The organism is Roseovarius carneus (assembly GCF_020141465.1).
Lineage (GTDB): Bacteria > Pseudomonadota > Alphaproteobacteria > Rhodobacterales > Rhodobacteraceae > Roseovarius > Roseovarius carneus.
In genome coordinates, this window is the sequence record NZ_JAHSPD010000001.1 from 1,384,715 (window position 1) to 1,407,186 (window position 22,472).

The 22,472-nt window shown below is 62.3% G+C and carries 29 protein-coding genes; 3 read left to right on the plus strand and 26 right to left on the minus strand.

From position 1 onward, the window contains the following. Window positions 1-23: 23 nt before the first annotated feature. The 3 genes from dgcA to KUD11_RS06915 form a co-directional block, all read right to left on the minus strand. The gene (gene dgcA, locus KUD11_RS06905) at window positions 24-989 is read right to left on the minus strand and encodes an N-acetyl-D-Glu racemase DgcA (protein WP_109385412.1); all 966 of its coding nucleotides are present in this window, start codon (window positions 987-989) and stop codon (window positions 24-26) included. Window positions 990-1,069: 80 nt separating this feature from the next. Beyond that, window positions 1,070-2,071, minus strand: coding sequence for an N-acetyltransferase DgcN (gene dgcN / locus KUD11_RS06910; RefSeq protein WP_109385410.1), 1,002 nt, complete (start codon window positions 2,069-2,071; stop codon window positions 1,070-1,072). 134 nt (window positions 2,072-2,205) lie between these two features. Next, window positions 2,206-2,496, minus strand: coding sequence for a hypothetical protein (locus KUD11_RS06915; RefSeq protein WP_146190846.1), 291 nt, complete (start codon window positions 2,494-2,496; stop codon window positions 2,206-2,208). A gap of 240 nt (window positions 2,497-2,736) precedes the next feature. Between KUD11_RS06915 and KUD11_RS06920 the strand changes: the two genes are divergently transcribed. Together KUD11_RS06920 and KUD11_RS06925 are read left to right on the plus strand one after the other, a co-directional pair. After that, a complete protein-coding gene (locus KUD11_RS06920; RefSeq protein ID WP_109385406.1) occupies window positions 2,737-3,699 on the plus strand; it encodes an L-malyl-CoA/beta-methylmalyl-CoA lyase in 963 nt (320 codons plus the stop codon). A 214-nt stretch (window positions 3,700-3,913) separates the two neighbouring features. Beyond that, complete coding sequence (locus KUD11_RS06925; protein ID WP_109385404.1) at window positions 3,914-4,726, plus strand: ion transporter; 813 nt, start codon at window positions 3,914-3,916, stop codon at window positions 4,724-4,726. Window positions 4,727-4,835: 109 nt separating this feature from the next. Here KUD11_RS06925 and KUD11_RS06930 read toward each other — a convergent pair whose 3' ends face one another. Genes KUD11_RS06930 through fghA form a run of 7 tightly spaced genes read right to left on the minus strand, consistent with a single transcriptional unit; the run spans window position 4,836 to window position 10,960 of the window. Continuing rightward, window positions 4,836-5,744: an alpha/beta fold hydrolase gene (locus KUD11_RS06930; protein WP_109388113.1), complete on the minus strand. Its 909-nt coding sequence runs from the start codon at window positions 5,742-5,744 to the stop codon at window positions 4,836-4,838. Further along, on the minus strand, window positions 5,741-6,652 hold the full coding sequence (locus KUD11_RS06935; RefSeq protein WP_109385402.1) for an ornithine cyclodeaminase family protein: 912 nt from the start codon (window positions 6,650-6,652) through the stop codon (window positions 5,741-5,743). Before KUD11_RS06935 ends, KUD11_RS06930 begins: the two co-directional genes overlap by 4 nt. Next, the gene (locus KUD11_RS06940) at window positions 6,649-7,266 is read right to left on the minus strand and encodes an HAD family hydrolase (protein WP_109385400.1); all 618 of its coding nucleotides are present in this window, start codon (window positions 7,264-7,266) and stop codon (window positions 6,649-6,651) included. Before KUD11_RS06940 ends, KUD11_RS06935 begins: the two co-directional genes overlap by 4 nt. A gap of 3 nt (window positions 7,267-7,269) precedes the next feature. Further along, window positions 7,270-8,232 (minus strand): DMT family transporter, encoded by a 963-nt coding sequence (locus KUD11_RS06945; protein ID WP_109385398.1) that lies wholly within the window; start codon window positions 8,230-8,232, stop codon window positions 7,270-7,272. A 16-nt stretch (window positions 8,233-8,248) separates the two neighbouring features. Then, window positions 8,249-8,695: a YaiI/YqxD family protein gene (locus tag KUD11_RS06950; RefSeq protein WP_109385396.1), complete on the minus strand. Its 447-nt coding sequence runs from the start codon at window positions 8,693-8,695 to the stop codon at window positions 8,249-8,251. Continuing rightward, the gene (gene sthA, locus KUD11_RS06955; RefSeq protein ID WP_109385394.1) at window positions 8,692-10,122 is read right to left on the minus strand and encodes a Si-specific NAD(P)(+) transhydrogenase; all 1,431 of its coding nucleotides are present in this window, start codon (window positions 10,120-10,122) and stop codon (window positions 8,692-8,694) included. Before sthA ends, KUD11_RS06950 begins: the two co-directional genes overlap by 4 nt. A 4-nt stretch (window positions 10,123-10,126) precedes the next feature. Continuing rightward, window positions 10,127-10,960, minus strand: a complete 834-nt coding sequence (gene fghA, locus KUD11_RS06960; protein ID WP_109385392.1) for an S-formylglutathione hydrolase — start codon at window positions 10,958-10,960, stop codon at window positions 10,127-10,129. 202 nt (window positions 10,961-11,162) lie between these two features. Here fghA and KUD11_RS06965 point away from each other — a divergent pair, with 202 nt between their 5' ends. Then, window positions 11,163-11,786, plus strand: a complete 624-nt coding sequence (locus tag KUD11_RS06965) for a TetR/AcrR family transcriptional regulator (protein WP_109385390.1) — start codon at window positions 11,163-11,165, stop codon at window positions 11,784-11,786. Window positions 11,787-11,866: 80 nt separating this feature from the next. Here the strand turns inward: KUD11_RS06965 and KUD11_RS06970 are convergent, their stop codons facing one another. The 16 genes from KUD11_RS06970 to ffh form a co-directional block, all read right to left on the minus strand. Next, on the minus strand, window positions 11,867-13,051 hold the full coding sequence (locus KUD11_RS06970) for an amino acid aminotransferase (protein ID WP_109385388.1): 1,185 nt from the start codon (window positions 13,049-13,051) through the stop codon (window positions 11,867-11,869). Then, a complete protein-coding gene (gene sseA / locus KUD11_RS06975) occupies window positions 13,051-13,908 on the minus strand; it encodes a 3-mercaptopyruvate sulfurtransferase (RefSeq protein WP_109385386.1) in 858 nt (285 codons plus the stop codon). The genes KUD11_RS06970 and sseA overlap by 1 nt, the downstream gene beginning before the upstream one ends. An 86-nt stretch (window positions 13,909-13,994) precedes the next feature. Next, on the minus strand, window positions 13,995-14,249 hold the full coding sequence (locus KUD11_RS06980) for a hypothetical protein (RefSeq protein WP_109385384.1): 255 nt from the start codon (window positions 14,247-14,249) through the stop codon (window positions 13,995-13,997). Between the two features lie 9 nt (window positions 14,250-14,258). Continuing rightward, window positions 14,259-14,735 carry an SsrA-binding protein SmpB gene (gene smpB, locus KUD11_RS06985; RefSeq protein WP_109385382.1) on the minus strand — a complete coding sequence of 159 codons (477 nt, stop codon included), beginning with the start codon at window positions 14,733-14,735 and terminating at the stop codon, window positions 14,259-14,261. Between the two features lie 186 nt (window positions 14,736-14,921). Beyond that, window positions 14,922-15,143 (minus strand): 50S ribosomal protein L31, encoded by a 222-nt coding sequence (gene rpmE, locus KUD11_RS06990; RefSeq protein WP_109385380.1) that lies wholly within the window; start codon window positions 15,141-15,143, stop codon window positions 14,922-14,924. A gap of 11 nt (window positions 15,144-15,154) precedes the next feature. Continuing rightward, the gene (gene rplS, locus KUD11_RS06995) at window positions 15,155-15,538 is read right to left on the minus strand and encodes a 50S ribosomal protein L19 (protein WP_109388111.1); all 384 of its coding nucleotides are present in this window, start codon (window positions 15,536-15,538) and stop codon (window positions 15,155-15,157) included. A gap of 246 nt (window positions 15,539-15,784) precedes the next feature. Further along, window positions 15,785-16,618 (minus strand): tRNA (guanosine(37)-N1)-methyltransferase TrmD, encoded by an 834-nt coding sequence (gene trmD / locus KUD11_RS07000; protein ID WP_109385378.1) that lies wholly within the window; start codon window positions 16,616-16,618, stop codon window positions 15,785-15,787. Between the two features lie 187 nt (window positions 16,619-16,805). Then, window positions 16,806-17,321, minus strand: coding sequence for a ribosome maturation factor RimM (gene rimM / locus KUD11_RS07005; protein WP_109385376.1), 516 nt, complete (start codon window positions 17,319-17,321; stop codon window positions 16,806-16,808). Beyond that, a complete protein-coding gene (locus tag KUD11_RS07010; protein WP_181375362.1) occupies window positions 17,318-17,461 on the minus strand; it encodes a hypothetical protein in 144 nt (47 codons plus the stop codon). Before KUD11_RS07010 ends, rimM begins: the two co-directional genes overlap by 4 nt. Before the next feature lies 1 nt (window position 17,462). Beyond that, entirely contained in the window at window positions 17,463-18,092 is a 630-nt protein-coding gene (gene bluB, locus KUD11_RS07015; protein WP_109385374.1) for a 5,6-dimethylbenzimidazole synthase, read from the minus strand. 16 nt (window positions 18,093-18,108) lie between these two features. Continuing rightward, on the minus strand, window positions 18,109-18,546 hold the full coding sequence (gene rpsP, locus KUD11_RS07020; RefSeq protein ID WP_109385372.1) for a 30S ribosomal protein S16: 438 nt from the start codon (window positions 18,544-18,546) through the stop codon (window positions 18,109-18,111). Between the two features lie 48 nt (window positions 18,547-18,594). After that, the gene (locus KUD11_RS07025; RefSeq protein WP_109385370.1) at window positions 18,595-18,891 is read right to left on the minus strand and encodes a chorismate mutase; all 297 of its coding nucleotides are present in this window, start codon (window positions 18,889-18,891) and stop codon (window positions 18,595-18,597) included. Between the two features lie 50 nt (window positions 18,892-18,941). Further along, complete coding sequence (locus KUD11_RS07030; protein ID WP_109385368.1) at window positions 18,942-19,547, minus strand: GNAT family N-acetyltransferase; 606 nt, start codon at window positions 19,545-19,547, stop codon at window positions 18,942-18,944. Then, window positions 19,548-20,087: a GNAT family N-acetyltransferase gene (locus KUD11_RS07035; protein WP_109385366.1), complete on the minus strand. Its 540-nt coding sequence runs from the start codon at window positions 20,085-20,087 to the stop codon at window positions 19,548-19,550. It lies immediately after the preceding gene. Beyond that, window positions 20,084-20,653: a GNAT family N-acetyltransferase gene (locus KUD11_RS07040; protein WP_109385364.1), complete on the minus strand. Its 570-nt coding sequence runs from the start codon at window positions 20,651-20,653 to the stop codon at window positions 20,084-20,086. Before KUD11_RS07040 ends, KUD11_RS07035 begins: the two co-directional genes overlap by 4 nt. Before the next feature lie 130 nt (window positions 20,654-20,783). Continuing rightward, window positions 20,784-22,310, minus strand: coding sequence for a signal recognition particle protein (ffh, locus tag KUD11_RS07045; RefSeq protein ID WP_109385362.1), 1,527 nt, complete (start codon window positions 22,308-22,310; stop codon window positions 20,784-20,786). Window positions 22,311-22,472 lie beyond the last annotated feature (162 nt).

A 22,472-nucleotide genomic window follows, 5' to 3' on the forward strand; every position in this document is an offset into this window, starting at 1 on the left:
TTATCTCTCGGGCCAAGCGGCCCCTATCCCCAAAGCGCAGGCTGCGGTGGATGCACGCCCGCCCCGTCAAACATCAATGGTGTCGCCCGATCCTCGGCCAGCAAAAGCGGCCCGTCCAGATCCGTCACCAACGCGCCTTGCGCTACCAATGTTGCAGGCGCCATCGCCAGAGATGAGCCGACCATGCAGCCCACCATGACCTTGTAACCCTGGGCACGCGCCGCATCCCTCAGGGCCAACGCTTCGGTCAGGCCTCCGGTCTTGTCCAGCTTGATATTCACCACATCATACTTGCCTTTGAGCGCGGCAAGGCTCTTGCGATCATGGCAGCTTTCATCGGCACAAACGGGTACGGGCCGCGCCATCCCCAGTAGTGCCTCATCCTCGCCTGCGGGCAAGGGCTGCTCCACCAAGGTCACCCCAAGACGCACAAGATGCGGGGCAAGATCCGCATAAACTTCCGCCGACCACCCCTCATTGGCATCCACGATGATCTGCGCGCGCGGCGCGCCCGCCCGCACGGCCTCCAGCCGAGCCATATCATCTGGCGTGCCAAGCTTGATCTTCAAAAGCGGGCGGTGTGCATGTTTCGCGGCTTGCGCGCGCATCTCGTCCGGCTCGGCAAGAGACAGCGTATAGGCCGTGATCTCCGGTCCGGGCTTGGACAAGCCCGCAAGCTCCCAAACCCGCTTGCCCGTGCGCTTGGCCTCCAGATCCCACAGCGCACAATCCACCGCATTGCGGGCGGCTCCCGCAGGCAGCAGATCATAAAGCGCCGCACGGCTCAGCGTGCCCGGCAGCCCCGCGATCTCATCGGTGACCGACTGCAACGTCTCGCCATAGCGCGCATAAGGCACACATTCGCCCCAGCCCTCATGGCCTGCGTCGCGGATCCGCACCGTCAATACCTGCGCTTCGGTCCGCGAGCCGCGCGAAATCGTAAAGACCTGCGCCAGCTTGAAGACATCGCGCGTAACGGTCACCTTCATGAGCCTGCTCCCTCATCATCTTCTTGCCAAAAATATCCCCGCCGGAGGCTCCTATACCAGCCTCAAGCGCCGCCGCTCGATTACATCGCGGCCAACGCATCAATCAATTTGTCCGACCCGAACCGGTAAGGATCGGTCGTGGGCAGCCCCAGACGCGCCTCCACCTCGGCCAGATACGTGCGCGCGTCTGTCTCGCTCATATGTTGGGTGTTGATCGACACGCCCACCACCTTGCAGGCCGGGTTGGCGACTTGGGCCAAGGGAAGGGCGGTGTCGCGCAGCCGCTCCAGCGAGGGCAGCGTGTAGCCGGGCAATCCGCGCATGTGGTTGCGCGTCGGCTCGTGGCACAGGATCAGCGCGTCAGGTTGCCCGCCATGGATCAGCGCCATGGTCACGCCTGAGTAGCTCACATGAAAAAGACTGCCTTGCCCTTCGATCATGTCCCAATGATCCGCATCATTATCTGGTGTCAGATACTCAACCGATCCGGCCATGAAATCGGCGATTACCGCATCTAAGGGCACGCCATGCCCGGTGATCAGGATGCCGGTCTGCCCGGTGGCGCGGAACGTGGCCTTCATCCCGCGCTTGGTCATGTCACGTTCCATCTGCATGGCCGTATACATCTTGCCGACCGAGCAATCCGTACCCACGGCGAGGCAGCGTTTGCCGCTGCGCTTCACGCCGTTGGCGATTGGGTAGCCATCGGTGGGCACGCGCACATCGTGCAGCGTCCCGCCATAGGTCTGGGCGGCGGCGACAAGATCGCCCTCATCGCGCAAAAGGTTGTGCAGGCCAGAGGCGAGATCAAACTCCATCTCCAGCGCCTTGATCAGCACCTCTTTCCACGCTGCGCTGATTATCCCGCCACGATTCGCAACGCCGATCACAAGGGTTTTCACCCCGGCGGCCTTGGCCTCTTCCAGCGTCATTTCCGTGAGGCCCAGATCGGCCCCGCAGCCGGGCAGGCTCAGCTGTCCCAGCGCATTTTCAGGCCGCCAGTCGCGGATGCCAATGGCCACTTTGGCAGCCAGCATGTCGGGCGCGTCGCCCAGAAAAAGCAGATATGGTGTCTCGATCATGGCCTATGTCCCCGGTGTGTCCTTCGTGATGATCTTGCGTTCATTGTGCCAAAGCGTACAGAATCAATGCTCAGTGGCCCAAGATCACAAAGCGCAGTTTGGACCGGACTACGCATAATATCATGTTGAATCCGCTATCCAAGCGGAAAAATGCGCAAGATTTCTTTTCTTGTGGTGCATATTTCCGCAGAAAATTCTTCTGAGAAAACGGGCCAAGGTGAATGCGCTTCTGTCTCACGCTTGGCATCGCTGACCTTGACCGTTTTTGCGTCAACCCACTTGGCCCAGTGTCCAGAAAGATCAGTTGCGCCACGGCTGCGCTTTCGGCTGCGCCCGCCTGTCTCTGTGCAGAACCCTCGATGATGTTGAAACTGAGCAAAATGCTGCGTGTGCGGCAACGTCAGCGCAGGGATCAGATCGATCAAGGCCAGATCACCGCCGAGATAGTGTTTGAGCCAAGCGTCGGGAAAGCCTGCGGTGACGAGTCCGCCTAAGGCGCCGGGTTTGAGGGCGTTGTCGTTGTGGTAGCCGACCTTCTCAATGCGGTTCCCCGCAGATCACGGGGATATACTGCACATGCACAATAACCTTGCGCGCAGGGGCGCAATTTAATAGCTCCACGTGCGAACTACCTGTAATTTTCTGACCCCGAAAGGCTACAAAACATGAGCTTCCGCCTCCAGCCATCCGCTCCCGCCCGCCCCAACCGCTGTCAGCTCTTTGGGCCTGGATCGAACGCCAAACTGTTCGAGAAGATGGCGACAAGCGCGGCGGATGTGATCAACATTGATCTGGAAGATTCGGTGGCACCCACGGACAAGGACCTGGCCCGCGCCCAGACGATTGAGGCGATCAACACGGTCGATTGGGGCAACAAATATCTCAGCGTGCGGATCAATGGCTTGGACAGTGGCTGGTGGTACCGCGACGTGGTGGATCTTCTGGAGAAGGGCGGCGACCGGCTTGATCAGATCATGATCCCCAAAGTGGGCTGTGCGGCGGATATCTATGCGGTGGACGCGTTGGTGACGGCAATTGAGCGCGCGATGGGACGCACCAAGCCGATCAGCTTTGAAGTGATCATCGAGAGCGCCGCAGGTATCTCCCATGTGGACCAGATCGCGGCGGCCAGCCCGCGCTTGCAGGCGATGAGCCTCGGGGCGGCGGATTTTGCGGCCTCCATGGGGATGGCGACTACGGGGATCGGCGGCACTCAGGAAAATTATTATATGATCCGCGAGGGCGAGAAGCACTGGTCGGACCCGTGGCATTGGGCCCAGACAGCGATTGTCGCGGCCTGCCGGACAAATGGTTTGTTGCCCGTTGATGGCCCGTTCGGGGATTTCTCCGATGACGAGGGGTTCCGCGCGCAGGCACGACGTTCGGCCACGTTGGGCATGGCGGGAAAATGGGCCATCCACCCCAAGCAGATCGCGCTGTGCAATGAAGTGTTCACACCCTCCGAGGCGGCTGTGTCCGAGGCGCGCGAGATCCTTGCCGCGATGGAAACGGCCAAGGCCAATGGCGAGGGAGCGACCGTCTATAAGGGGCGCCTTGTGGATATTGCCAGCATCAAGCAGGCAGAGGTGATCGTGACGCAATACGAGATGATCGCAGGCGGCACGTGACCCTGCGGGCTTGACCAAGCGGAGCGCCTTCGGCGCGCTGGATTTGTTTAGGGGCTGAGGGGGCGCTGCCCCCGATGTTGAAAATTTAAGCAATTTTCAACATCCCCCCGGGATATCTTCGGCAAGAAGAAGGACGGGTCAGGTTTGGCCGGGGCCTGCTTGTATGTGGGCAAGTGGCACCGCATATTGCGGGTGATGGGAGCATGGGGGTGGCATGACGGGGCTTCGGGCGCGGATCGACGAATTTCTGGAGCGCCCGCGGGTGCGGCAGGTGATCATCGGCGTGATCATCTTCAACGCCATTATTCTGGGCATGGAGACATCCAAAGGGCTGATGGCCTCGCATGGGGCGCTGATCCTTGCGATTGACCGGGCGTGTCTTGCGTTTTTCGTGGCTGAGATTGCGCTCAAGCTTTTTGCGCGGGGGGGGAGGTTTTTCCGCGATGGCTGGAGTGTTTTCGATCTGATCATTGTGGGTATTTCGCTCGCGCCTGTGGGCGAGGGTTTCTCGGCGCTGCGGGCGTTGCGGATTTTGCGCGTGTTGCGAATAATCTCCGTGGCGCCCAGCCTGCGGCGGGTGGTCGAGGGGTTTGTGACGGCCCTTCCGGGGATGGGCTCGGTCTTTATCTTGATGGCGATTATTTTCTACATCGGTGCTGTGATTGCGACCAAGCTCTTTGCCGCGGATTTTCCGCAATGGTTCGGCACATTGGGGCAATCTGGTTACACGCTTTTCCAGATTATGACGCTTGAGAGTTGGTCTATGGGGATCGTGCGGCCGGTGATGGAGACCTACCCTTGGGCGTGGGCGTTCTTTGTGCCGTTTATCATGGTCACGACTTTTGCCGTAGTGAACCTTTTGGTGGGTCTGATCGTGAACTCCATGCAAGATGCGCATCAGGCAGAGGCGATCGCTTCCACGGACGCCTACCGCGACGATGTGATTGCGCGGCTGGGGGAGATGGAAGAGAAGCTGGCGCTTTTGTGTGACCGGCAGGGTGTTGGCGACGCGGGCAAACGCGACTAAAGCGTTTTGAATTATACTTGCGGCACGAAGATAATTTGAAACGCAGGCGGACCCTATATGTTGCGAGCGTTTCGAGAAAAGCTGTGCCTCTGGTTTGTCTCGAAATACGTTAGCGGATCAGGAATTCGTTGAGTGCGGATGTGACCGCATCGGTGTTGGCGAAGGGCAGGTTGTGGCCTGCGTCGGGCACGACGCGGTGCTGGGCTGAGGGGTTCCACTCTGTGAGCTTGTCTTGGCCGCTGAGCGGGATGATTGGATCCTGCGCGCCCCACAGGGCCAAAAGCGGCAGGCCATGGGCGGCGATTGCGCAGTGGCGATCCTCAAACTGCTCATCAAGGATACCGCGCAGCGATGACAGGACTGCGCCGCGAAAGCCGCGTCTGCGGAGCTGCGCCAGTTGCAGATCTGTGATGTTTTGCACGGTGCTGGGCTGGTCGCGTTCCGCTTCGAGTGCGCGGCGCAAGGAGCGGCCATAAACGGCGTGCATCGCCCAGCTGCCCAAGAGCCCGGTTTGGGCCATCAGCCGCCCCGCAGGGCCCAGATCATGGCCGAGGCCGGCCGGAGCGATGAGGACCATCTGGCGTATTTTTCTCATATTTTCAGCGGCATAAGCCGGTGCGATCATGCCGCCCATGGAGTATCCCAGAAGGGTGATGTCGTGCGTGATGCCTTCGTGGTCCAAAAGATCGCCAAGCTGCCGTGTGAAAAAAGCACTGTCTTGCAGGCCGCGCGGGGCGCTGGAATATCCCCGCCCATAGAGGTCATAGACCAGCACGCGAAAGCCCATCTCTCCAAGCGCACGAGCCACCGGACCCCAGACGAAGCTGGGCGTGGAGAGGCCATGGACGCAGACCGCCACGGGGCCTTTGGAGGCCCCTAGCCATTGATAATGCGTCTGCCCTTGGGAGAGGGTGGCGAACTTGCCGGGGGCGTCTTTGAGGCGCGGGCCGGGCCGCAGGGTTTCGCGTGCAAACGGGGCCAGCGCCGCCGCAGCGACGAAGGCCAGCGGCCAGATCACGCCGCCTGCCACGCGTCGAGGATGTAGCGCGAGGTCATCAGATCCAGATGCGCGCCCCCGCCGTTTTTGAAAAGCGTGATCTCGTCATCGCTTTGCCGGATGAAATCGCCCTCGTAATAATCCGCAAGGATATGGTCGCGCGCAATCGCGCCTGTCTCAAGCGGGATCTTGATCTCGCCGATATGGCCCAGCGTGGTGTCGAAGCTATCAACGAAAACGCGGGCGCGCATGAGGGCGGTGTCGTCCACCTCGCGCATATCGGGGCGGTATGCGCCGATGAGGTCCACATGCTGGCCGGGGCGCAGCCAGTCACCATGGATTAGCGGCTCGGTGCTCATCGTGGCCGAGGTGATGATGTCGGCGGCGCGCACGGCGGTCTCTAGATCGTCGGCCACCATCATGCCGGGGCAGGCTTCGGCCATTGCGTCCGCATTTGCCTGGGTGCGGTTCCAGAGGGTGAACTCGGCACCCGGAAACCCTGCACGATAGGCTTGCCAGAGATTGCGGCCCACCGTGCCTGCGCCCACGATCAGGATCTTGCGGCTATCGCGACGCGCAAGGCGGCGGGCGGCAAAGAGGCTGTCACCGGCTGTTTTCCACTTGGTCACGAGGTGAAAGTCGATGATCGCGGCGAGCGTGCCGCGCGCATCGTCGAAAAGGCTCACCGCGCCGTTGATCATAGGCGCGCCTTGTGCCGGGTTGCCGGGAAAGACGGTCGCGCATTTCACGGCCAGCCCAACGCCGTCGATCCAGGCCGAGCGGTTCAGCAGCGTGTCATCGCCGCGATAGAGAAACGTATCGGCGATCTCGGCCTTGGGCAGGGCGTGGCCACGCTCAAAGGCCTCGCAAAGCGCCAACCAGTCGAGCTTGGCCTCTCCTTCGGCAAAGGGGATCATGGTGACGGTCATTGCGCATCCTTCTCGGGCAAAAGGCCGCGCGCGACGAGCGTTTGCGCAAAGCCTTCGGGGGTTTCAAAGAGGTGCGTCTGCCATCCGCGCGCGGCGGCTGCGGCGATATTCTCCCCCCGGTCATCGGTGAAGAGAAGTGCCCCGGGCGGCAGGGCGCAATCGGCCTCGACGGCTGCATAGATGGCGGGGTCGGGCTTTCGCATACCCATGGCACCGGAGATATAGCTGCGATCAAAGAGGCCCAGGGACGGGAACTGCGCCACGCTGAGTGGGAAGTTGTCGGCGCCGAAATTGGACAGGGCAAAGACGGGGATATGCCGCGCCTTTAGGGCCTTCAGGAGGCGCACGGATCGGGGGATTTCGGGCTGCGCCATGTCGGTCCAATGGTCACGGAAATGCAGGATTTCAGCCGAAAATTCGGGGTGCACCTGCGCGGTGCGTGCAACCTCCCCGGCGAAGTCAGCGCCTGCGTCGATCCGGTCCATCATCGCGTGCAGGTCCACGTCGGCGAACAGCGCGCGCCTGCGGGCCTCGCCCACCACGCCATCGAAATAGCACTCGGGCTGCCATTCGATCAGCACGTTGCCAATGTCGAAGATCACGGCTTGGATCATACGCTACCTCGGCGGTTGGGGCGATTTAGGCGTCTTGTCCTGCGCCGTCTCGCGCCACACCAGATAAAGCCCCGAGACGAGGATGAGCGCGATCCCGAACCACGCATTGGCCGTGGGCCATGTGCCAAACACCGTGACGCCCCACATGATCGCGAGCGGCATGGCGACATATTCGGATGGGGCGGCAAAGGCGGCCTCGGCCAGACGGTAGGCCTGCGAGATCAGCATCCCGCCCATCACACCCGTGACCCCCAGCATGATGATGATGGGGATGTCGCCGGGTGTCACCGGCGCCCATGCCCGCAGCAGAAATGACAGCGACGGGTGCGCGCCGGTCTCGAAATTGCCATGGCCGAAGGCAAGGCCGAACGCGGCGGAGGCGACAAGGAACGTGAAGAGGATGTAGAATGTCATGGTCGCGGCACTTTCGGTGCCACGGATCTTGCGGGTCAACATGTGCATTGAGCCGTAGAGAAGTGCTGCGAACGCGGGCAGCAGCGAGGCGATCTGAAACGCCGAGGTGCCGGGCTGCACGATGATGATAACGCCGACGAACCCGATGGCGATGGCCGCCCAGCGGCGCGGGCCGACCACTTCACCCAGCACAAAGACTGACAAGACAGCGATCAGCAGAGGCGAGACAAAGAAGATCGCGATGGCATCCGCGATGGGCAGGGCGGCAAGGCCCAGAAAAAGGCTCATATTGGCGAAGACCACAAAGCCGCCGCGCAGCAGATGCGCCTTGATCCGTGTCGTGCGGATCAGCCCCAAACCGCCTGCGAAAGGCATGATGGCGCAGGCGAAAAAGGCGAGGCCCACAAGGGTGCGCAGGAACACGATCTGATGCAGCGCGTAGGTGTCGCTGAGAAATTTGATGCCCATGTCATTGAACGAGAAACACACGATTGCGCAGAGCGCGCAGGCCGCCCCGATCAGGTTGTTGCGTCTTATCTCGACAGTGGACATTTACCCTCCCGGCGTCTCAGCGGGCGGCGATGCGCAGTGCCCGTTCCAGAGCATCCAGAAAGCGCGAGCGGTCGGCCTTTGTAAACCCCTTGCCGCCGCCCATGCGGAACGGATCGGCGGCGCGCAGATCGGTCATCAGATCGCGGGTCGCCAGCACATTGCCGATATTGGCCGCCGTCAGCGCCTCGCCATTATGTTTGAGCACCTGCGCGCCCGCTGCGACGCATTTCGCGGCCAGCGGGATATCCCCCGTGATCACAACATCGCCCGCGCCCGCGCGTTCGGCGATCCACATATCGGCGATGTCCGGCCCGTCGGGCACGATCACCGTCTCCACGAGCGGGTTTTGCGAGGGGCGCAAACCGCCGTTGGAGACCACATAGATCTGCACCTTGTGGCGGGTGCCGACCTTCTCCACCTCGGCCTTCACAGGGCAGGCATCGGCATCGACATAGATGCTCACTCGGCGGCCTCGTGTGGGCGTTTGACCTTGTATTCCTCGGGGATTGGCATCCGGTTGAACGCATCAAGCCCCGCGATCTTGTAGGCCTCGGCGAGGGTGGGATAGTTGAACGTGTTCTGCACGAAGTAATCCACCGTGCCTTTGAGGTTCAGCACCGCTTGGGCGATATGGATCAGCTCGGTTGCGCCTTCGCCCACGATCTGCACCCCCAGAACCCGGCGGGTTTTGAGTGAGAAGAGCATCTTGAGCATGCCATGCTCCAGCCCCATGATATGGCCCCGGCTGGTCTCACGAAAGCGGGCGATACCGACCTCGTAAGGGATGCCGCGCTCCTGCATTTCCTCTTCGGACATGCCGCAGGTGCTGATCTCGGGGACGGAATAGATGCCATAGGGAAACCACGGGCTCTCGGGCAATGTCGGCACATTGAGCGCATGGCACGCAGCGATACGCCCTTGCTGAACGGAGGTAGAGGCAAGGCTCGGGTGCCCAATCACGTCGCCTGCGGCATAGATATGCGGCTGCGTTGTCTGATAGGTCTTGCGGTTTACCTCGATGCGCCCGCGATGATCCGGCTCAAGCCCGGCCTTGTTCAGCGCAAGCTTGTCGGTGGCCCCCATCCGCCCGGCGGCAAAGAGCAACATTTCGCTACGCACGTGGCGGCCATTGCCAAGCGTCACTTCCACATGCCCGCCCGCATCCTCAATCCCCTCGATGGTCGAGCCGAGGCGCAAATCCACACCGTTCTCGCGGATCTGGTGGGTGAAGTCCTGAATGAGGGTCTTGTCGATGAAATCCAGAAAGCTGTCGCGCGGCTCGATCAGGGTGACGCGCACATCGAGGGCCGAGAACATGGTGGCGTATTCCACCCCGATCACGCCCGCACCGATAACCGTCAGACTGCGCGGGATGGTGGCGAGGTCAAGAAACTCATCGCTGTCCACGATGGTGCGACCATTGAAAGGCACGGTATCGGGGCGGTGCGTGCGCGTGCCGGTGGAGATAAGGAACTTGTCAGCGGTGAGGCGGGTCACATCATCCGCCGCCGTGGCGACCTCGATCTCATGGGCGCTGACAAAGCGCGCGAGCCCATAAAGCGTGTCCACATGGTTGCGGTTGAAATGATGCTCCAGCACGTCGACCTCGTAATCGAGCGTCTTGTGCAGCCGGGCTTTCAGATCGCCCGCGTCGATATCATCCTTCACCCGGTAGGAGCGCCCGTAAAAGCTCCGCTCGCGCCAGCCAGAGAGGTTCAGAACCGTCTCGCGCAGGGTCTTGGAGGGGATCGTCCCGGTATGCACCGAGACGCCGCCCAGACGGTCCTTGCGGTCGATGACCAGCACGCGGCGGCCCAGCTTTCCGGCTTGAATGGCAGCAGAGCGGCCCGAGGGGCCAGAGCCAATGATGATCAGGTCATAATGGCTCATGGCGTCAAACCGCGTAGAGCGCTTCTGCGTGGAAGGCGATGTGATCTTCTATGAAGCTTTGGACGAAGAAATAACTGTGATCATAGCCGGGCTGCATGCGGATGCTGCCTTGCTGGCGGCGTTTGGCTGCGGTCATGGCGAGGGTTTCGGGACGCAAAAGCTCTAGGAACTGATCGCTCGTGCCTGTGTCGACCAGCATCGGCCCGTCAAAGCCCTCAGCCTCCATCATCAGGCTCGCGTCATGTTTGGCCCATTTGGATGCGTCCGCACCAAGATAGGCCGTGAGCTGTTTGCGGCCCCAATCGGACGCCGCCGGGTTGCAGATCGGCGAGAAGGCCGAGACAGAGGCGAACCGCCCCGGCAGGCCCATCGCAAGCGTCAGCGCGCCATGCCCACCCATTGAGTGGCCGGTGATGCCTTGGCGCTCCATATCGACGGCGAAATTGGCCGCAATGAGCGCGGGAAGCTCCTCTGAGACATAGCTCCACATGTTGAAATGTGGGGCCCATGGGTCTTGGGTCGCGTCCACATAGAACCCGGCCCCCTGGCCCAGATCGAAGGCGTCGTCATTGGCCACACCTTCGCCGCGCGGGGAGGTGTCGGGAAAGACCAGTGCGATACCCTGCTCTGCGGCCCAACCTTGGGCACCCGCCTTGGTCATGGCGTTCTCATGGGTGCAGGTCAGGCCCGAGAGATACCAAAGTACCGGAACCGGGCCGAGCTTGGCCTCCTCGGGCAGGAAGAGGCCGAAAGTCATGTCCGTCTGGCACGCCTCGGAGCGGTGGGAATAGACGCCCTGCACGCCGCCGAAGCAGGCATTCTCGGATTGGGTTTGCATGGTGTGACTCCGCCGTTGGATAGTTTGACACCCTCGGTGTAGCAGCGCGGGGCGAAGGGGGAAACAGATGAATATCTGTTGAAGTCGTCGCGGGTGCGCGCACGTCTTATGGTTTGTGACGTGGTGCGATTTAGCACATCGGCGGGTTGCCGGGCAGCGGTGCGGGGGAGTAAGCTAAGGTGGCCCAAACGGGAGGCAGCCGATGACCGCACAGGCGGCTCAGATCAAGAAGGGCCGGAAATTCGACCAGGTGCTGGAGGGCGCGCGGGTGGTTTTCATGCGCGACGGATTTGAAGGTGCCAGCGTTGACGACATCGCGCGCGCGGCGGGCGTCTCCAAGGCGACGCTCTATAGCTACGTGCCCGACAAGCGGCTCTTGTTTTCCGAAGTGGCGCGTATCGAGTGCAACAGGCAAGCCAGTGCGGCGATTGAGGTGATTGACCCGGACGCCCCTGTGGACGAGGCGCTGCGCATGATCGCGGACCGGGTGGTGCGGTTTTTCCTGTCGGATTTTGGTACGCAGATGTTTCGGATTTGTGTGGCCGAGGCCTACCGCTTTCCCGAACTGGGCCAGCGGTTTTATGACAGCGGCCCCGCCTTGTTGCGCGCCCGGATGGGGGTGGTGCTGGAGGGTTACATCGAGCGCGGTGTGCTGGAGATTGATGATCTGCACATGGCTGCGAGCCATTTTGGGGAGCTGTGCAAATCAGATCTCTTTGTGCGCAAGCTCTGTGGGGTAGCGACCGATTTCTCCGAGCAGGAGATAGCAAAGGTCGTGGCCTCGGTCGTGCGGATGTTCCTGGCGCGCTATGCGGTGCGGACCTGACCTTGCGCACAGCGCAGGCATTGGGTCGGGTGCTGCGCGGCCTGCGTGAGCGCCATCATTTCTGACGCGCGCAACGCGGCCTAAACGCCCGCGTCAATCATCGCCTTGGCGAGGATCGGCACGGTTTCTGCGTTGAGCCCCGCGATATTGATACGGCTATCCCCGACCATATAGATCGCGCTCCGGGCGCGCATCGTCTCCACCTGCTCGGGCGTGGCGCCAAGGCGCGAGAACATGCCGCGATGCTGGGCAATGAAGGCAAACCTGTCCGAGCCCGAGAGGCGCTGCAGCTCTGCCGCCAGACCCTCGCGCAGCGCCAACATCCCCGTCCGGACCTCTTCCAGCTCGGCCTGCCAATCCGCGCGCAGGGCCGGGTCGGTGAGCACCCGCGTCACCAGCCGCGCGCCATGATCCGGCGGAAACGAGAAATTCTGCCGGTTGAGATGGGCAAGCGTGGCCTGTGCGAGCGGTGTCTTGCCGCTGTCTTGCGTGGTGGCGATCAGGAGGCCCGTCCGCTCGCGGTAGATGCCGAAATTCTTGGAGCAGCTGGCCGCGATCAGCGCCTCGGGGCTTTGTGCGACGACCCTGCGGGTCGCGGCGGCATCCGCGTGCAGCCCGTCGCCGAACCCCTGATAGGCCAGATCGACCATCGGCAGGGCGCGTTTTTCGGTGATCACGGTGAGGACCGCCTGCCATTCAGCGGTGTTGAGGTTCGCGCCGGTCGGATTGTGACAGCAGCCATGCAGCAAGACCACGTCGCCGGGGCGCAGCTCCGCAAGGCGGTCGAGCATGCCTTGCGCGTCTACACCGCCGGTCGCGCTGTCGAAATAGCGGTAGGGGATGGCCGTCATGCCGAGATGGTCAAGGATGCTGAGATGATTGGGCCATGTGGGATCCGAGACGAAAACACGCGCCTCCGGGTTTGCCATCTGAACAAGCTCGAACGCCTGCCTGACAGCGCCCGTGCCGCCGGGAGTGGCGGCAGCAGCGATATGGCTGCGCGGCAGGGTATCGGCGAGAATGAGCTCGATCATCGCATCCGCAAAGCCCGGATCGCCCGCAAGCGCGGTATAGACCTTGGTGCCCTCCTCCTCCCACCAGAGCTTTTCGGCGGCTTTGACCGCGCGCATAATGGGCGTGCGGCCTGTCGCATCTTTATAGACGCCCACACCAAGGTCGATTTTGACCGGCCGCGGGTCCTCGCGGAATTTCTGCATCAGCTCGAGGATTTTATCGCCCGGTTGGGCGGTCAGCTTACCAAGCATCAGGCGTCTCCAATGGACACGGGCACAGTTGGAAAGGCCCCCCATTCGGTCCACGAGCCGTCATAGAGCGCATGATCCGTCACGCCGATCCGCTCCAGCGCGAGGTTGATGATCGCGGCGCTGATGCCGGAGCCACAGGTGGTGATCACCGGCTTGCTCAGGTCCGCCCCGGCGGCCTCCAGCACGGAGCGCAGATCGTCCGGGCCCTTCATCGTGCCACGTTCGGTCAGAAGCTCGGTATAGGGCACGCTCTGCGATCCGGGGATGTGGCCCGCGCGCAGGCCCTCGCGCGGCTCAGGCGCCTCGCCCCGAAACCGGGCCGTGGCGCGGGCATCGAGGATCGTGGCGCTGCCGAGCTTGGAGGCGGTCGCGACTTGGGTCACATCGCGCACACGGTGGTTCTGGCGGCGCACGGTCATGTGGCGGTCGCGGATCATCGGCGGCATGTCCTCAACGGGGCGGCCCTCGGCCTGCCATTTGGGCAGACCGCCATCCAGCACCGCGATATTGTCTTGGCCCATCAGTTTGAAGAGCCACCAAACGCGCGGCGCGGAGAAGATGCCGTGGCTGTCATAGACCACCACCTGATGCCCGTCGCCCACGCCCATGGCGCGCATCCGGGACATGAATTTTTCCGTGGGTGGGACCATATGGGGCAAGTCCGAACGTGCGTCGCTCAAATCGTCGATATCGAAAAAGCGCGCGCCGGGGATATGGGTCTCGGCATATTCCGCGCGTGGATCGCGGTCGGTGCCCGGCAGGAACCAGCTTGCATCCAGCAGACGCAAATCGGGGTCCTTGAGATGGGCGGCAAGCCAATCTGTGGAGACTAGAATTCTGGGATCGTCCTGCGCCATGATGCCCTCCGGACCGGGAAAAAAAGTAGCGGAAAAAACGCTATCTGGTTACCGCGCAGGGGCGCGCGTGGCAAGCCCGCGTGGCCCTATTTGGACCCCATGCCGCGCGCGAACCCGGCCACAAGCAATAGACCAGCCCCGCCCGCAGCCCCGATGCCAATGGCCCAGAGCACCGTCCCCGGCCCCTCGGCCGCACGCCCCAGAAGCGGCAGAACCTGCACCGCAAGCCCCCCGCCCAGCATCCCCAGAAGCGTCTTGGCCCAAAGCGCAAATCGCGCGCGGCGCCGCCCTGCCAGAACGCCACCCACGCCGCCTGCGATCAGGGCAATAAGCAGATCCATCCCGCGCCCTCAGCCGTGATCTTTCAGAAGCCGCTGCTTCTGACGGGCCCAGTCGCGCTTGGCCTCGGTCGCGCGTTTGTCGACGTTCTTTTTGCCTTTGGCGATGCCGATCTTCATCTTGGCGATGCCGCGATGGTTGAAATAAAGAACCAGCGGCACAAGGGTCATCCCCTTGCGCTGCGTATCACTCCACAGGCGGGCAAGCTCGCGGCGCGACACCAACAGCTTGCGGCGGCGTTTTTCCTCGTGACCGAAGGTCTTGGCCTGTTTGTAGGGGGCGATATAGCTGTTCACGAGCCACAATTCGCCATCCTCGACCGAGGCATAGCTCTCGGCTATATTCGCGCCGCCCTCGCGCATGGATTTGACCTCGGACCCCTCAAGGATGATACCGCATTCGAGATCTTCCTCGATCGCGTAATCATACCGCGCGCGCCGATGCTCGGCGATGACCTTGTAGTTTCCGTCTTCTTTTACCTTTGCCATGGGGCGCATCTAAGCATGCGGGGCCGCACTGTCCACCCGGCGCAGGGCCAAGACACTCTCAGCCTTCTTTTTAGCAAAAATACTCCCGCCGGAGGCGTCCGCGCTCGGCTCCGCGCGGGCGGTCACAAAAAAACGCCGCCCGGCGGGATGCGAGGCGGCGTTTTAACACTTGGCAGAAAGACTGGCTTAGAAGCCGAGGCCTTCGTATTTCTTTTTGAACTTCGACACACGGCCGCCGGCATCCATAAGACGCGTGCCGCCACCCGTCCATGCAGGGTGCACGGTGGGGTCGATATCCAAAGAGAGCGTGTCGCCCTCTTTGCCATAGGTCGAGCGCATTTTCAGGATCGTTCCGTCGGTCATTTTGACGTCGATCATGTGATAGTCGGGATGGATGTCTTTTTTCATGGCTGAGATCCTTACGCTTTTGCGCCCGACTTGGGCTTGTAGTTGGATACTTCTGCGATCCGGGCCGATTTGCCGCGACGCGCGCGCAGATAGTAAAGCTTGGCGCGACGGACACGACCACGGCGGACCACGGTGATGCTGTCGATGTTGGTCGAATAAAGCGGGAAGACCCGCTCCACGCCTTCACCGAACGAAATTTTGCGGACCGTGAACGATCCCGCGATGCCGGTGCCGTTCTTGCGGCTGATGCACACGCCTTCAAAGTTCTGGACCCGGGTGCGGGTGCCTTCGGTCACTTTGAAGCCGACGCGGATGGTATCCCCGGCCTTGAAATCGGGAAGGTCTTTCCCGAGGGCGGCAATTTGCTCCGCCTCGATCTGAGCGATAATGTTCATCGCCATTCTCCTAATGTTGCTTGCGGTTATCGTCCGCAAAGTGTTTTGGCGCCTCAGAGCTCTCGGTCTTCGTTCGGGTCCCTTGGGCGCAGTTGCGTCCAAAGCCCGCCAGAGATCAGGTCGTCTTTATGTCGGTCTTCCAAAATGCCTGCCCATGATGGCCGTGACGCGTCTCCGGTCGAAGTGGACGGAATCGCCATTGGCCGGGCCTGCCCGGAATGCTGGGCGTAAAACAGGTCTGCGTGTTTATTTCAAGCGTTTTGTGCCGGGCTTTGCGGGGCTTCTGGCCTCATGCGCAGCCCAAAGGTCGGGACGGCGCTCTTGCGTCAGTGCCTCGCCTTGCGTGCGCCGCCATTTGGCAATCTCGCCGTGATGGCCAGACATCAGGACGGGCGGGATTTCGCGGCCCTGCCAGAGAGCGGGTTTGGTGTATTGTGGATGCTCCAGCAGGCCGTTGGTGTGGCTTTCGTCGGCCGCACTCGCCTCATTGCCCAAGATGCCGGGGCGCAGCCGCAGGGCCGCGTCTATCATGGCTTGCGCTGCAATCTCGCCACCGGTCAGTACGTAGTCCCCAAGGCTCACTTCACGCGCTCCGTAATGGTCGATCACGCGCTGATCAAGCCCCTCAAAACGCCCACAGATCAATGTCAGGCCCGGAGTTTGCGACAGCTCCTCGGCCATGGCCTGGTCAAACCGTTCGCCGCGTGGGCTGAGGTAAATGAGCGGCACGCCGGGGGCCGCGGTTTTGCGCGCGCTCTCGATGGCAGCGGCCATGACATCTGCGCGCAACACCATGCCCGCGCCGCCGCCGGCGGGTGTGTCATCGACATTGCGGTGACGGCCCTCGCCAAAGCGGCGCAGGTCAATCGCATCGAGCGACCACAGCCCGTCCTGAAGGGCGCGCCCGGTCAGGCTTTCGCCCAGGATGCCGGGGAATGCCTCGGGCAAGAGGGTGATCACCTGCACCGCCCACGCATCCTTGAGGCGCGGCGTCGGGGTGATCAACTCCTGCGGCTGCGCGTTTGCGCGGATGGACTTGCGGCCATAGGATTTCGTCAAAGGTTTGGGGGCGTCGCTCATGCCGGGTCGATACAATGTGCGCGGCGGGCTGGCAAGGATGGCGCGCCCGGGCAGGGATGCCCGTGACGGAAAAGTCCGGCCTTGGTCTTTGCCAATAACGGATAGTGCCATGTGCCGGGTACGCCCGCATCGCCGCGGATTCGCCCAGTGTGGCACAAAGCCCGGAGAAGTCCCGCTCGCTCGCGACTCAGCTTTCGGGCAAAAGCCCCTCTGGCGGGTCCGCGACAATGCGGCGTGACGCCAGATCGACGGTGGGCACAGCGCGCTTGGTGAAGGGCAAAAGCACCGTGTCCGCCCCGCCGGGCAGGGTCAGTTCCAAAAGGTCAGACGCGCCGTGGTTGAGCACAGATTTCACCCGGCCCAGAGGCACGCCGCCCGTGTCGAACACATCCAGCCCCACGAGGTCGGCATGGTAATATTCATCATCCGGCAGGCTGGGCAGCTTGGTGCGCGCCACAAAAAGCTGCACGCCGCGCAGGGCGTCGGCCTCCTCGCGGGTGCGCACGCCCGAGAGCTTCGCGGTCAGGCCGTTCTTGGCCTGCCCGGTGATGGTGGCGCTGAACGCGCGGCTGCCATCTTCAAGGCCAAGAGGGCCATAGCCCGCGATATCTTCGGGCCGCGCCGTGAAGCTCTTGAGCCGCACCTCGCCATGCACACCAAAAGCGCCCGCAATGGCACCCACACAGATCATATCATCGCTCATTGTGCGCCTCCCTGACAGATGCCGCTCGAGACGCTGCCGCCAATGGCGGTGCAGCGCTCGGAATGTTTGTATTTCTCATAGGCAAGCCCGGCCACAAAGACTGCACCAAGCAGCATGAGCGTGCGGATGGGGCGAAACATCTCAGCGCTCCTCCACGGTGAGGCTCTGGGTCCGGTCTTCCCAGCCTGCAATCTCAAGCTCAGGCGTGAGGCCCGTTGTCTCGGGCCAGCCGACACAGAGATAGGCCACAAGATCCCAGCCTTCAGGCACATCCAGATCGGCCGTCAGCCGCACCGGATCAAGGATCGACACCCAGCCCACGCCCAAGCCCTGCGCGCGCGCCGCGAGCCAGAAATGTGTGATCGCGCCCACCACCGAATAGCGGCGCATCTCGGGCATGGTGGCAGCACCAAGGCCGCTGCCTTTCGCGGTATCTTCGTCACAGAAGACGGCGAGTTGCACGGGGGCTTCGCGCATACCAGAAAGCTTCAAGCCGCTGTATATCTTTGATTTATCGCCGTGATAGCCGCTGAGCGCCTCGGCATTCGCGGCCTCGTAATTGGCCAGAGCCTTGGCGCGCGCCTCTTGCGATTTCACACGGATCACGCGCCACGGCTCGCTAAGCCCCACAGATGGAGACAGCATAAACGTATCGAGGCACTGCGCCAGCAATGCCTCGTCCACGTGGTCCGTGCGGAAGCGGCGCACATCGCGCCGCCACCGCATCAGATCAGCCAGGTCAGTTTGGAAATCCGGCGAGAATTGCGCCATTTCCCCTAAGCCCTGCTTAGCTCTCTGCCGCCGCGTCCTCGGACGGCGCTTCTTCTACGGGGGCCTCTTCGACAGGGGCCTCCTCGGCGGCGGGTGCGGCGGCTGCTTCTGCCGCTGCGGCTGCCTTGGCAGCTTTCTCTTCAACACGGTCCTGCGCCTTCTTGCCGGGTGTCCCTTTGTTGGGGTTGTTGCGATCTTTCTTCGCAATCACGCCAGCGGCTTCCAGCATACGCGACACACGGTCGGTAGGCTGTGCGCCTTCGTTCAGCCAGTACTGGATGCGCTCCATGTTCATTTTCACGCGCTCTTCGCTGTCTTTGGGCAGCAGGGGGTTATACGTGCCCAGCTTTTCGATGAAGCGGCCATCGCGCGGCATGCGGCTGTCGGAAGCGACGATCCGGTAGAAGGGGCGTTTTTTGCTGCCGCCGCGGGCGAGACGAATTTTCATGGCCATGTGAGGTATCTCCTATTGAATGGCTAACTGTAGGGGCGGAAATCCGCCCTACGATTGGTGGCTTTTGTGATGCTGAATGACTTCAGCGATGATGAAGTTCAGGAATTTCTTGGCGAATTCCGGGTCGAGGTCGGCCTCAAGGGCCAGGTCTTCGAGCCGTGCGATCTGCCGCGCTTCGCGGTCAGGATCAGACGGGGGAAGGTCGTGTTCGGCTTTCAGCTTGCCCACCGCTTGGGTGTGCTTGAACCGCTCGCCCAGAGTGTAGACGAGGATGGCATCGAGCCGGTCGATACTGTCGCGGTGGCCTTTGAGAAGGCCCTCTGCGCGGGTGCTGTCATCGGACATGGGATGTCTCCATATATGTCTCCGAGGCGGCATTGAACGGGGATGCAAGCTTAGTCAACGGGCATTCCCTTCGGACGCAGGGCGGGATCGCAGTAATGGTTGATCTCAAGCTCGATCCCGTCGGAAAGCTGCCCTGAGCGCAGGCGGTCCGGCGCGGGGTGGCGGTAGACCGCGTCATTGCCGTCGATTGTTTGGGCCGCATGGTCCTTCACAGCGCCCAAACGCTCGGCCAGTCGGATACTGTCGAGGTTCTTGGGGTCGATGTAGCTCACCGCCCCGTCCCAGCCCATGTGGTCGTAAAGGTGCCGGCGGGCGGCATGGGTAGCCTCCAGCGCATAGCCCTTGCCCGCTTCACCGGGCCAGATGATCCACGCGATCTCGCGCTCGGGCCAGCCCGCGGGGGACCAGCCGCCGGCCATGCCAAGCGTGCGGTCACTCTCGCGGTCATGGATCATCCACATTCCGAAGCCCCTGATGGACCAGTGGCCAATCTCGGCGGCGTAAAGCATCCACGCCTCATACTTGTTGAGCGGCCCGCCCATGAAGCGCGAGCGATAGGAACTGAACGTGGCTTTGAAATCGGGGTAATCCTCGGTCTCGGGCGCGCGCAGGATGAGGCGGCGTGTCTCGATCACTGGAATGTTTTGCGTGGGCATCTAGAGCGCCTCCGGGCTTGGATGGCGATAGACGAGCGTGCCGTCCCAATCGGGAAGCTGCGGCAAGGGGGCAGCTTTGTCGAGCGTGCAGCCGAGCCGCTTGGCCAGCGCGATGGAGGGTGCGTTGTCGGGGTCGATATAGCTGACGGCGGTGGTCCAACCTAGTGTCCCGTAGGCGTGTGCGCGGGCAGCAATTGCGGCCTCCTCAGCATAGCCGTTACCTTCATGAGCGGCGTCCCAAATCCCCCAGCCCAGCTCATGTTCGGGCCAGCCGTAGGGGAAGAAGGGGCCAACATCGCCGATGGCTGTGTCGGTGCCTTTGAGGCAGAATGAGAAGAGGCCAAAGCCATGTACGGCCCAATGGCCGATGAGCGAGCATGCATGCTCCCACGCGGCATCAGGTGCATAAGGCCCGCCCATGTATTTGGACCGCTCGGATGTCAGGAAGGGCTGAGATGTGGCCACGTCTTGAGCCGCAAAAGCCCGCAGGGTGAGGCGATCTGTTTCGATCACGGGGGTGTTCGGCAGATGGAGGCTCATGTGGTGGCCTCCGGGCTGCCATCTATATCGGCGGTGAGGCCCAGATCGGCGGGTGAGGGGTGACGGTAGAGGTCATCCTCACCCATCTGCACGTTCACATATGTGCGCTCATAGGTGCAGCCCAACCGCTTGGCCAGCGCCACGGAGCGCGTGTTGCCCGGCACGATATTGGAGGTGAGCGTGCTCAGCCCAAGCTCGGTATAGGCCCATACCCGCGCGCGGGTGGCGGCCTCATGGGCGATGCCGCGGCCCTCATAGCCTGCATAGACGACCCAGCCCAGCTCCGGCTCGGGCCAGCCTTCCGGGTTCCAGACGCCGGTGAGGCCGCAAGGCTGGTTCGTGGCGGTGTCCACGATGGTGAAATAGCCATATCCGCGCAGCGCCCAGTGGCCGATATTGAGCGCGAACCAGCGCCAGGCCTGCGGGCGATCATCCTCGGCCCCAAAGCCGCCTGCACGCTCGTGATCCAGAAGGAACGCACAAAGCGGCTCGAAATCAGCCGCTTGCGGCCCGCGTAGGGTGAGGTTTTCGCTGTGCAGCGTTGGGAATTTCAGCTCAAGCGTCATGGCGTGACCTCAAGGACGCGCTGCCGCGCGGCTTTACACAAGGCTTGTCGGTCGCGTCGCGTCATCGTGTGCGTCCGGGCCTGTGGTGCCGTGGTATTGGATATTTGGGACCAAGAAAAAGTCATGAGTGTTATTTCTTTTTCCCGAAGCCGGAGAGGCCGGGGGGCAGGCCGCCACCCATGCCGCCGAGGCCGGGCAATCCGCCCATGCCGCCCATGCCGCCGGGCATCTTACCCATCTGTTTGGCCGCCTGTTCAAGCGCCTTGGTATCCATGCCTGCGGCCATCTCCTCGGGCGAGGGGCCGTCTTTGCCGAACATGCCTTTCATGGCCTGTTTCAGCATGCCGCCTTTGCCCATCTTGCCCATTTTCTTCATCATGTCGCCCATCTGACGGTGCATTTTGAGGAGTTTGTTGAGCTCGGACACGTCTTGGCCGGAGCCGCGCGCGATGCGCTTTTTGCGGCTGGCCTGAAGGAGTTTGGGGTTGGCGCGTTCTTTTTTCGTCATCGACTGGATCAGGGCGATCTGTCGGGTGATGATTTTGTCGTCGATCCCGGCTGCGTCCATCTGTTTCGACATCTTCGCGGCGCCCGGCATCATGCCCATGACGCCTTCCATGCCGCCCATTTTCTGCATCTGCTCAAGCTGCATCTTAAGGTCGTTCATGTTGAACTGACCCTTGGTGAAGCGGCGCATCATGCGTTCGGCCTGTTCGGCCTCAATCGTGTCTTGGGCTTTTTCGACGAGCGACACGATATCACCCATGCCAAGGATACGGCCCGCGATCCGTTCTGGCTCGAAAGTCTCGATGGCGTCCATCTTTTCGCCCAAGCCCACAAAGCGGATTGGTTTGCCGGTGACGGCGCGCATCGATAGGGCTGCACCGCCGCGTCCGTCGCCGTCCATCCGGGTGAGGACCACGCCGGTGACGCCGATCTTGTCGTCGAATTCTGTGGCCACGTTCACGGCGTCTTGACCCGTGAGGCCATCGACCACCAGAAGCGTTTCGCGCGGGTTTGCCACGTCGCGCACGGCGGCGGCCTGCGCGATCAGTTCTGCGTCGATATGCAGGCGGCCCGCAGTGTCGAGCATGTAGACGTCATAGCCGCCGAGGCCCGCTTGGGTTTTGGCGCGTCTGGCGATGGCAACGGGGTCTTCGCCCTTGACGATGGGCAGTGTGTCGACGCCGATCTGGAGCCCAAGGATGGCCAACTGCTCCATCGCGGCGGGGCGGTTCACGTCGAGTGAGGCCATGAGGACGCGTTTGCCCTCACGCTCTTTGAGGCGTTTGGCGAGTTTTGCGGTCGTGGTAGTTTTGCCAGAGCCTTGCAGGCCGACCATAAGGATTGGTGCAGGCGGGTTGTCGATCTTGAGCGCGCCGGGGTCTTCGTCGCCGCGCAGTACATCCACGAGCGCATCGTTGACGATCTTGATGACTTGCTGGCCGGGTGTCACGGATTTCGTGACCGCTTGGCCCGTGGCCGCGTCCTGCACCCGTTTGACGAAATCGCGCGCAACTGGCAGCGACACATCCGCCTCAAGCAGGGCCACGCGCACTTCGCGCAGCGCGGTTTTCACATCATCCTCGGAGAGCGCGCCTTGCTTGGTCAGCCGGTCAAAGACACCGGAGAGGCGCTCAGAGAGATTTTCAAACATCGGGCGCGGGCCCCTTTCGGTTTGCGCCCTGGCCCAAGAGGTGGGGCACGGCGCGGCGGGTTCTCAAATGCTCCATAACAAGGCTTGCCCCCGTGGGCGCAACGCGCTGACGAGGGGCGATCCCGGCATGGGGCCAAGGGACCGGAAAGCATTGGTTTCCGG

Bases quoted from the DNA above. Each gene is read 5' to 3' on its own strand.
- dgcA (WP_109385412.1), bottom strand. From the start codon at position 989: ATGAAGGTGACCGTTACGCGCGATGTCTTCAAGCTGGCGCAGGTCTTT.
- dgcN (WP_109385410.1), bottom strand. From the start codon at position 2,071: ATGATCGAGACACCATATCTGCTTTTTCTGGGCGACGCGCCCGACATG.
- KUD11_RS06920 (WP_109385406.1), top strand. From the start codon at position 2,737: ATGAGCTTCCGCCTCCAGCCATCCGCTCCCGCCCGCCCCAACCGCTGT.
- KUD11_RS06925 (WP_109385404.1), top strand. From the start codon at position 3,914: ATGACGGGGCTTCGGGCGCGGATCGACGAATTTCTGGAGCGCCCGCGG.
- KUD11_RS06935 (WP_109385402.1), bottom strand. From the start codon at position 6,652: ATGACCGTCACCATGATCCCCTTTGCCGAAGGAGAGGCCAAGCTCGAC.
- KUD11_RS06940 (WP_109385400.1), bottom strand. From the start codon at position 7,266: ATGATCCAAGCCGTGATCTTCGACATTGGCAACGTGCTGATCGAATGG.
- KUD11_RS06945 (WP_109385398.1), bottom strand. From the start codon at position 8,232: ATGTCCACTGTCGAGATAAGACGCAACAACCTGATCGGGGCGGCCTGC.
- sthA (WP_109385394.1), bottom strand. From the start codon at position 10,122: ATGAGCCATTATGACCTGATCATCATTGGCTCTGGCCCCTCGGGCCGC.
- fghA (WP_109385392.1), bottom strand. From the start codon at position 10,960: ATGCAAACCCAATCCGAGAATGCCTGCTTCGGCGGCGTGCAGGGCGTC.
- KUD11_RS06965 (WP_109385390.1), top strand. From the start codon at position 11,163: ATGACCGCACAGGCGGCTCAGATCAAGAAGGGCCGGAAATTCGACCAG.
- KUD11_RS06970 (WP_109385388.1), bottom strand. From the start codon at position 13,051: ATGCTTGGTAAGCTGACCGCCCAACCGGGCGATAAAATCCTCGAGCTG.
- sseA (WP_109385386.1), bottom strand. From the start codon at position 13,908: ATGGCGCAGGACGATCCCAGAATTCTAGTCTCCACAGATTGGCTTGCC.
- KUD11_RS06980 (WP_109385384.1), bottom strand. From the start codon at position 14,249: ATGGATCTGCTTATTGCCCTGATCGCAGGCGGCGTGGGTGGCGTTCTG.
- smpB (WP_109385382.1), bottom strand. From the start codon at position 14,735: ATGGCAAAGGTAAAAGAAGACGGAAACTACAAGGTCATCGCCGAGCAT.
- rpmE (WP_109385380.1), bottom strand. From the start codon at position 15,143: ATGAAAAAAGACATCCATCCCGACTATCACATGATCGACGTCAAAATG.
- rplS (WP_109388111.1), bottom strand. From the start codon at position 15,538: ATGAACATTATCGCTCAGATCGAGGCGGAGCAAATTGCCGCCCTCGGG.
- trmD (WP_109385378.1), bottom strand. From the start codon at position 16,618: ATGAGCGACGCCCCCAAACCTTTGACGAAATCCTATGGCCGCAAGTCC.
- rimM (WP_109385376.1), bottom strand. From the start codon at position 17,321: ATGAGCGATGATATGATCTGTGTGGGTGCCATTGCGGGCGCTTTTGGT.
- KUD11_RS07010 (WP_181375362.1), bottom strand. From the start codon at position 17,461: ATGTTTCGCCCCATCCGCACGCTCATGCTGCTTGGTGCAGTCTTTGTG.
- bluB (WP_109385374.1), bottom strand. From the start codon at position 18,092: ATGGCGCAATTCTCGCCGGATTTCCAAACTGACCTGGCTGATCTGATG.
- rpsP (WP_109385372.1), bottom strand. From the start codon at position 18,546: ATGGCCATGAAAATTCGTCTCGCCCGCGGCGGCAGCAAAAAACGCCCC.
- KUD11_RS07025 (WP_109385370.1), bottom strand. From the start codon at position 18,891: ATGTCCGATGACAGCACCCGCGCAGAGGGCCTTCTCAAAGGCCACCGC.
- KUD11_RS07030 (WP_109385368.1), bottom strand. From the start codon at position 19,547: ATGCCCACGCAAAACATTCCAGTGATCGAGACACGCCGCCTCATCCTG.
- KUD11_RS07035 (WP_109385366.1), bottom strand. From the start codon at position 20,087: ATGAGCCTCCATCTGCCGAACACCCCCGTGATCGAAACAGATCGCCTC.
- KUD11_RS07040 (WP_109385364.1), bottom strand. From the start codon at position 20,653: ATGACGCTTGAGCTGAAATTCCCAACGCTGCACAGCGAAAACCTCACC.
- ffh (WP_109385362.1), bottom strand. From the start codon at position 22,310: ATGTTTGAAAATCTCTCTGAGCGCCTCTCCGGTGTCTTTGACCGGCTG.